We start from the raw sequence: 8,290 nt of genomic DNA, 5'->3' as shown, positions 1-8,290 counted from the left end.
AACGCGCAAATCCACATGCAAAAATAATTGTTGAACGAATAGAGACGCATGAACAATTTAATATATTAAAATTGGCAGGCTGTGATTTATTTCAGGGGTTCTTTTTCTCTCGCCCAGAAATGATTACGTATAAAGGTGTAGAGCCTTCAAAGTTAACTGTTTTTGATCTATTGCGTTTTACAGCAAAACAAAAACTTTGCTTTAAAGAAGTTCATCAACGAGTGGCCAGAGATGTAGCCATAACAGCCAGGGTTTTAAAGCTGGCTAACGCGCGTTCAGGAAAAGCAAATTTAGTTATTACTTCTATTTCACAAGCGGTTATTTATTTAGGTGAAGATACAATAAGGCAATTTGTTCGTGTATTAGCAATTAGTGAGTTGGGGGTCGAAAAACCAAGCGAATTAACTAAGCTTGCTTTAACGCGGGCACAATTTATGTCGCTTATTTTAGAGCAAAATAATAAAGAGCTGACCGAGCAAGGGTATCTAGTGGGTTTGTTCTCGGTGCTTGATGCTATTTTAGATGCTGATTTAAAAGACATAGTTAAAGAGTTTACCTTAGATGCAGCTATATCTGATGCGTTACTATTAGAGAGCGGCATTTTAGGAAACTGTTTATCGCTTATAAAAGAATTTGAATTAGATAATGTAGATGAAGCTATGGTCCATTTGGCCAACATAAACTCAGAGCTACACATTGGCGATATATTTAATTTTTTACTGGATGCTGTTTTATACAGTGACGACATTATTGAGGCAATAGCAGAATAAATATGCGTAATTGGTTGTCGGTTATAAGTGTAGTGGTTGCTCTTTGTTTATTGTTTCCTGGTATTACAAAACCAGTATTAACAATAGAGGGCAACATAGATAAATCAAAACTAGCGCAAGCGGGTATTGAAATGCTGGCTGAAGAGGGCGATGGTCGAACTCGCAGTATGCTAATGATGTTCTCGAACATGCTAGGGCTTGATAAGTTAGAAGGTGAGATTAGCGCCTATAACAAAACACAAAGTATTTTAGGCACAGTTAAAGAGCTTGCTAGCAATAATAATTTATTTGTAGCCGCTTTAGTGGGGTTGTTTTCTATTGTTATTCCAAGCTTGAAGCTGCTATTACAATTGCTTTATTGTTGCCTACCTTCGAATGGGTTTAAGCAAAAGCTCGGTCTGGTTATTTGTGCATTAAGTAAGTGGAGCATGGTTGATGTATTTGTTATTGCATTAATAGTGACTTACTTAGCAGGTAACGCCCATGGTAAAAGTGGTGAGCTACTTGTTATGAATGCACAATTTGGTGAAGGGTTTTGGTATTTTAGCGCATATTGTATATTTGCAATTATCGCGAGTAACTTAATTAAAACACCTGATAAACCGCAGTCTACATAATTAAAGTATTTGTGGTTGCCGTTAGGTTACCTTACAATCATTTTAAAGTTTATTAAAAGGCATAATGTTGCAACGTTTTTACTCTAGTTTACTCATGATAACTTTACTGCTCACTTTTGTGGGTCAGGCAGTTGCGTCTGTAGCTATGGTATGCGAAATGCCACATATGCCAACTAAAACAGCAATGCATGCCCAAATGCCAATGACACAAAGTAGTGATGCAACAGCTGTCGCTAGCATGTCTGAAAATATGATGCAGATGGATTGTTGCGACGACGAAAGTACGCCACAAAATGACTGTAAATGCCCTATGAGTGGCTGCGCTGCTAACTCAATGCTTAATGTTGATACTTTATTTAGCGTTACTTTACTTGAATCTGAAAAAGTAAATGTACGTGTATTTACTACACAAATTAGTATACCTCGTTCACTCTATCGCCCTCCTATGTCTGCTTAATAGCAGGATAGGTGTAATATCAATTTTATTGAAAACATGCTCATTCTAGCGAGTTAAATTACTCTCTAACTGCGTTAAAAATTACTTATATAAAGCAACTATACTGCGTAATTTTTTCCTTGTTATAGAGCTATTTCCCTACCGCAATAATAGATCATTAATTCAATGCAATTGATATAAAAGGTTTTTGTAAAACTCCTAAACACCTTTTTTGCTTCCTAATTTAAGATTTTCTTTTATTTTTAGATGGAGCAGATGATGAACCACGCTGTAAGTATTAAAGTCGTATTATGTAGTGTTGTGTTATTTAGCACCGCTGTGAATGCGCAAAACAATCAAAATAACCTAAATACCGAAATACTAAAGCAAACTAGTAATGAGCAAACGCTTAGCTTAACGCAAGCGCTTAATTATGCGCTAACGCATGAGCCATGGCTAAAAGCGAGTGGCTACCAAGAAGATGCAGCAATAGCGCAAAGCATTGCTGCAGGCACCTTACCCGATCCTGTTTTAACGGTTGGCTTACTCAACTTACCTACTAACGGTTATGCGTTTGATCAAGAAGGGATGACGCAGCTTAAAGTTGATTTGAGCCAAAAGTTTAGCCGAGGGAATAGTTTAGCGCTTAGACAAAAAGCATTAGCACAGTCTGCTCAACAATACCCTTGGCAGCGCGCCGATCGCTTAGCACAAGTAAAAGCAATTGTGATTGAGTCGTGGTTAAACGCGTATCGTGCTCAGCGAAGTATTGCTTTAATTGAGCAAGATAAAGGGCTATTTACTCAACTTATTGACATTACCGAAGCAAGCTACGCAAGCACCTTAGGTAAAACACGTCAGCAAGATATTATTCGTGCGCAATTAGAGCTCACCCGTCTTGAAGATAAGCTGGTTATGCTTGAGCAGCAATTTGAAAGTGCTAAAAACCGTTTAGCACAGTGGTTACCTATGAATATGCTTATGCAGCCTTTAAATACTGAGTTTACTAAAACCACAGGGCTGGTTGATTTTGCGAGCCTTGAATTTGATGAGCTAATACAGTTGCTTATGGTGCATCCCGCAATTATTGCGATAGATAAAACCGTAACGGCAAAGCAAACCGAAGTTGCGCTCGCTAAGCAAAGCTACAAACCTCAAATGGGCGTTAATGTGGGTTATGGTTACCGAGATGATACCCCGATGGGTGAGTCGCGAGCTGATTTACTCTCTGTGGGGTTTAGTATTGATTTGCCATTGTTTACTGATAACAGACAAGATCAACAGGTTAAATCGGCTATTGCTAGTGCAGAAGCTACTAAAACACAAAAGCTGGTGGCGCTTCAAAAACTCAAAGGCATGTACTTTAAGGAGTTTAGCCAACTCGCTCGTTTGCAAAAACGCGATGCGCTTTATCAAAATACGTTATTACCGCAAATGTCAGAGCAATCTCAGGCAACACTAAATGCTTATACACGCGACGACGGAGATTTTTCTGACGTGATGCGCGCGCGCATTAGTGAACTTAACGCCAAAATTGATGCACTGAATATTCAAGTAGATCAACATATTATTACCGCCCGCCTTAATTATTATGCAAGTAGCTTAGACCCCCAAGTAATGAGCGAGCAAACTGGAGAATTACACAATGAATACTAATTTAAAGTTACTTGTTGCCGCCTTAGTTGGCGCAGGCGCCTTTGGGTTAATAGGCGGCTTAGTAATGCAGTTTTTACCTAGCAACTCGGCAATGAATGAACAACAAAGCGCTGACAAACAGCCCTTATATTGGGTAGCCCCTATGGATAGTAATTACAGGCGTGACGCGCCAGGGCTTTCGCCAATGGGAATGGATTTAGTACCTGTGTATGAAAACGCTAGCAACGCTCAGGATGGACCAGGTGCTGTAACTATTTCGCCTGCAGTAGTTAATAACTTTGGTGTAAGAACTGCCAAAGTGCAGCTTAAAACACTTCACAGCGATATAAATACTGTGGGTTATGTGCAATATAACCAAGACCAACTTATTCACATTCATCCGCGTGTAGAAGGCTGGATTGAAAGTTTATATGTTAAAGCACAAGGCGCAGAAGTTAAAGCCGGTGAGCCTTTATATACATTGTATTCACCACAATTGGTGAACGCACAGGAAGAGCTTTTATTGGCAGTTAATCGTAATAATACCGTGTTAATTCGCGCTGCAAAGGCGCGTTTAGAGTCGTTAAATGTGTCTGATGGATTTATCGAGCGCTTACAAAAAAATAAAAAGATAATGCAAAATATTACTTTTTACGCAAAGCAAAATGGTGTGGTAGATGAGCTAACAGTACGAGAAGGCTTTTACGTTAAACCAGGCACATCAATGATGAGTATTGCCCAGCTTGATGAAATTTGGGTAGAGGCAGAAGTGTTCGAGCGCCAATCAGAACAAGTGAGCGTTGGTTTGCCCGTTACAATGACGCTTGATTACTTAAAAGGTCAAAAGTGGGAAGGTAAGGTTGATTATATTTACCCCGCGCTTGATGCTAAAAACCGGACTCTGCGTGTAAGGCTTAGGTTTGAAAATGTAGATCATCGGTTAAAACCAAATATGTTTGCACAAGTGAGCATTCACGCTAAAGCGAGTAAGGCGCAATTTACAGTCCCTAAAGAAGCGGTAATCCGCACGCAGCATCAAAACCGTGTGGTTATTGCATTAGGTGAGGGGCGTTTTAAATCGGTAGAAGTTGAAGTTGGGCAAATTAATAGTAATGAAGCGGTCATTTTGTCAGGTGTAATGACAGGTGACACGGTAGTTACTTCAGCGCAATTTTTAATAGACTCTGAATCGAGTAAAAGCTCCGACTTTAAACGAATGGAAATGCCTAGTTCTAGTATTAGCTCAGGTATGAGTTCTGTTTCAGGCTCGAATATGAACATGGATATGCAGCCACAAAACGCCACGATTAACGGCACTATTAATGCCATAGATATACAAAATCGCATTATTAATATTAGCCGAGAAGCCATTGAAAAATGGAATCGAGAACCCGCCACAATGGACTTTGTATTAGCGCCAGATATTGATATTAGTCAGTTTGAAAATGCCCAGTATATTAATTTTACTTTTAGCATTATTAACGATGAATTTGTAATTACTAAAGCGCAAAACGCAGAGCCGATTGATCATTCTACTATGCAACATAGTTCTCACTAGGAGCCATTATGATAACTGCCATTATTCGCTGGTCTGTTAGCAATCGCTTTTTTGTGTTGTTGCTTACATTAATTTTACTGGGTGGAGGATTGTTTGCGGTAAAAAATACTCCCGTGGATGCCTTGCCTGACTTATCTGATGTTCAGGTCATTATAAAAACCACTTATCCGGGGCAAGCGCCGCAAGTAGTGCAAGACCAAGTTACATTTCCGCTCACCACAGCAATGCTTTCTGTGCCGGGTGCACAAACTGTAAGGGGTTTTTCGTTTTTTGGTGACTCGTACGTTTACGTTATTTTTGACGAAAAAACCGATTTGTATTGGGCGCGTAGCCGAGTACAAGAATACCTAAGCCAAGTAGCAAGTAGATTACCCGATAGCGCTACGCCAGAGCTTGGCCCTGATGCAACCGGCGTAGGTTGGATTTATTTATACGCACTAGTTGATAAAACAAATAAACACGATATTAGTCAGCTACGAAGCTTACAAGATTGGTTTTTAAAGTTTGAGCTACAAACTGTGCCTGGAGTCTCTGAAGTGGCTGCTGTTGGTGGCATGGTTAAGCAATATCAAGTCAATGTAGAGCCTGATAAATTACGCGCATATGGTATTCCGCTTAGTCTCATTCAAACGGCTATTCAACAAGGCAACCAAGAGATGGGCGCCTCAGTAGTTGAAATGGCTGAAGCAGAATACATGGTAACAAGCACCGGCTACATTAAGAGTGTTACCGACTTGGAAGCCATTCCGCTTGGCGTAAACGCTAATGGTACTGCGCTGCAATTGCGTGATGTAGCTGATATTCGAGTCGGACCGCAAATGCGCCGTGGTGTAGCAGAGCTAAATGGCGAAGGTGAGGTAACCGGCGGCATTGTTATTATGCGCTATGGCGAAAATGCACAAAAAACCATTGAGCTCGTAAAAGCAAAATTAGAATCGCTTAAAAAGGGATTGCCAGAGGGTGTTGAAATAGTCCCTGTGTACGATCGCTCCAACTTAATAAATAACGCGGTAGATAATTTAACAAGTAAGCTAATTGAAGAGCTTATTGTAGTTGCCTTAGTGTGTGTGGTGTTTTTGTTTCATGTGCGCTCATCGCTGGTGGCGATTATTACGTTACCGCTTGGGATTTTAACGGCATTTATAATTATGTATTGGCAGGGGATTAACGCCAATATTATGTCTTTAGGAGGAATTGCAATAGCCATAGGGGCAATGACTGACGGTGCTATCGTCATGATTGAAAATATGCATAAACATATGGAAAAAACGCCCCTTACCAACGAAAACCGCTGGGAAGTTGTGGCTAAATCGGCGAGTGAAGTGGGTCCTGCATTATTTTTTAGTTTATTAATTATTACCGTCAGCTTTATGCCGGTATTTATTTTAGAAGCGCAAGAAGGACGTATGTTTGCGCCACTCGCTTACACTAAAACCTATGCTATGGCAGCGTCTGCTGGGCTTGCGATTACCTTAGTGCCGGTATTAATGGGTTACTTTATTAGAGGTAAAGTCATTTCGGAGCAAAAAAATCCAGTTAACCGATTACTCGTCGCAGCGTATCGTCCACTACTTAACTGGGTGCTTAAATTTCCAAAAATGACATTGGTACTCGCGGTGGTTGTTTCTGTTATTGGCTTTTACCCGGTAAATAAAATAGGCAGTGAATTTATTCCGCCACTCGATGAGGGCGATTTAATGTATATGCCCACAACGTATCCTGGTTTATCGGTAGGTAAAGCGCGCGAAATACTACAGCAAACCGACAAGTTAATTGCCACAGTACCCGAGGTTAAAACAGTATTTGGTAAAGTTGGGCGAGCAGAAACTGCAACAGATCCTGCGCCGCTTACAATGATAGAGACGTTTATTCAGTTAAAACCAAAAGACGAATGGCGCGAGGGTATGACTCTTGAAAAACTTAAAAAAGAACTCGACGGTTTGGTTAAGTTTCCAGGGCTAACTAATGCGTGGGTAATGCCAATTAAAACACGCATTGATATGCTCGCAACCGGTATTAAAACTCCCGTGGGCATTAAAGTTGCGGGACCAAAGTTGAGTGAAATTCAAAAAATTGGTCAGCAAATAGAAGTGCTATTAAAAGATGTGCAAGGCACCGCATCGGTTTACTCAGAGCGAGTAGCCGGTGGACGTTATATAAAAGTAGATATAAATCGTGAAAAAGCCGCGCGTTATAGCTTAAACATTAGCGACGTACAGCAAGTTGTATCTACTGCAATAGGTGGTACAAACGTAACACAAACGGTAGAAGGGCAAGAGCGTTATCCTGTTAATTTACGTTATCCGCAAGCATACAGAGACTCGCCAGAAGAGTTAATGCTGTTACCTATTGTAACTCCTACAGGGCAGCGTATAGCACTTGGTGATGTAGCCGATGTATTTATTGAAGATGGACCGCCTGGTATAAAAAGCGAAAATGCACGTTTAAACGGTTGGAGTTTTATTGATATAGATGGCGTTGATATTGGTACTTACGTTGAGCACGCTCAGCAAGTGCTCGATAAAGACCTAATACTACCTGCTGGCTACTCAATTACGTGGGCTGGGCAGTATGAATACATGCAGCGCGCTAAAGAAAAACTGACTTATGTATTACCACTTACATTAGCGATTATTATTGTATTGCTTTACCTTAATTTTAGAAGCTTTGCTGAGGTCACTATTATTATGGCTACGTTGCCACTGGCAATGATTGGTGGCGTATGGCTAATGTATTTAGAGGGCTTTAACTTTTCAGTTGCAGTAGGTGTAGGCTTTATTGCCTTAGCCGGTGTTGCGGTAGAAATAGGGGTCATTATGTTGGTGTATTTAAACCAAGCCTATCAAGAAAAGTGCCTCGAAGCAGAGCAAGCCGGAAAACCGCTTAGCTTAGTGCAATTACAGCAAGCTATCATTGAAGGAGCAGGGCTTCGAGTACGCCCGGTTATGATGACTGTCGCGACAATTATTATCGGTTTATTACCTGTACTTTATGGCACGGGCACCGGAAGCGAAGTAATGAGCCGAATAGCAGCGCCTATGGTTGGCGGTATGGGCAGTGCAATTGTACTCACCTTACTTGTTATTCCTGCGGTTTACCTACTATGGCGCAAACAAGGACTTAAATAATATAAAACAACAAGACTATAGAGCAATGCTGTTACTACCCATGCATTGCTCTATAAAAATTACCTATAATTTGTAAGTTGTTCTATTAAATAGCTAGTTATTACTAATATTTAAATTAACTAACTGTTTTTAAATAGCTTTTTAAT

Annotated in this window: 6 protein-coding genes; all 6 read left to right on the top strand. The window is 40.4% G+C overall.

The window, feature by feature from the left end; genetic code table 11:
- Positions 1-770, top strand: a 770-nt coding sequence (locus tag GQR46_RS01805) for an HDOD domain-containing protein (protein WP_165739592.1), incomplete at its 5' end; no start/stop codon positions are given.
- A gap of 2 nt (positions 771-772) precedes the next feature.
- Entirely contained in the window at positions 773-1,387 is a 615-nt protein-coding gene (locus GQR46_RS01800; RefSeq protein ID WP_165739591.1) for a paraquat-inducible protein A, read from the top strand.
- A 94-nt stretch (positions 1,388-1,481) separates the two neighbouring features.
- Positions 1,482-1,844, top strand: coding sequence for a hypothetical protein (locus GQR46_RS01795; protein WP_306344997.1), 363 nt, complete (start codon positions 1,482-1,484; stop codon positions 1,842-1,844).
- A 258-nt stretch (positions 1,845-2,102) separates the two neighbouring features.
- Positions 2,103-3,479: a TolC family protein gene (locus tag GQR46_RS01790; protein ID WP_165739589.1), complete on the top strand. Its 1,377-nt coding sequence runs from the start codon at positions 2,103-2,105 to the stop codon at positions 3,477-3,479.
- Positions 3,469-5,016 (top strand): efflux RND transporter periplasmic adaptor subunit, encoded by a 1,548-nt coding sequence (locus GQR46_RS01785; protein WP_165739587.1) that lies wholly within the window; start codon positions 3,469-3,471, stop codon positions 5,014-5,016. The genes GQR46_RS01790 and GQR46_RS01785 overlap by 11 nt, the downstream gene beginning before the upstream one ends.
- Positions 5,017-5,024: 8 nt before the next feature.
- Positions 5,025-8,144 carry an efflux RND transporter permease subunit gene (locus tag GQR46_RS01780; protein WP_165739585.1) on the top strand — a complete coding sequence of 1,040 codons (3,120 nt, stop codon included), beginning with the start codon at positions 5,025-5,027 and terminating at the stop codon, positions 8,142-8,144.
- The last annotated feature ends 146 nt before the right edge of the window (positions 8,145-8,290 follow it).

Origin of the sequence: Pseudoalteromonas sp. Z1A6, from assembly GCF_011378745.1 — a bacterium.
GTDB classification, from domain to species: Bacteria; Pseudomonadota; Gammaproteobacteria; order Enterobacterales; family Alteromonadaceae; genus Pseudoalteromonas; species Pseudoalteromonas arctica.
Note: the sequence above shows the minus strand (reverse complement) of the source record. Positions and strands in the feature narration are given on the sequence as shown.

Excerpts from the sequence above, each read along its gene's own strand:
- GQR46_RS01800 (WP_165739591.1), top strand. The coding sequence starts at position 773 with ATGCGTAATTGGTTGTCGGTTATAAGTGTAGTGGTTGCTCTTTGTTTA.
- GQR46_RS01795 (WP_306344997.1), top strand. The coding sequence starts at position 1,482 with ATGATAACTTTACTGCTCACTTTTGTGGGTCAGGCAGTTGCGTCTGTA.
- GQR46_RS01790 (WP_165739589.1), top strand. The coding sequence starts at position 2,103 with ATGAACCACGCTGTAAGTATTAAAGTCGTATTATGTAGTGTTGTGTTA.
- GQR46_RS01785 (WP_165739587.1), top strand. The coding sequence starts at position 3,469 with ATGAATACTAATTTAAAGTTACTTGTTGCCGCCTTAGTTGGCGCAGGC.
- GQR46_RS01780 (WP_165739585.1), top strand. The coding sequence starts at position 5,025 with ATGATAACTGCCATTATTCGCTGGTCTGTTAGCAATCGCTTTTTTGTG.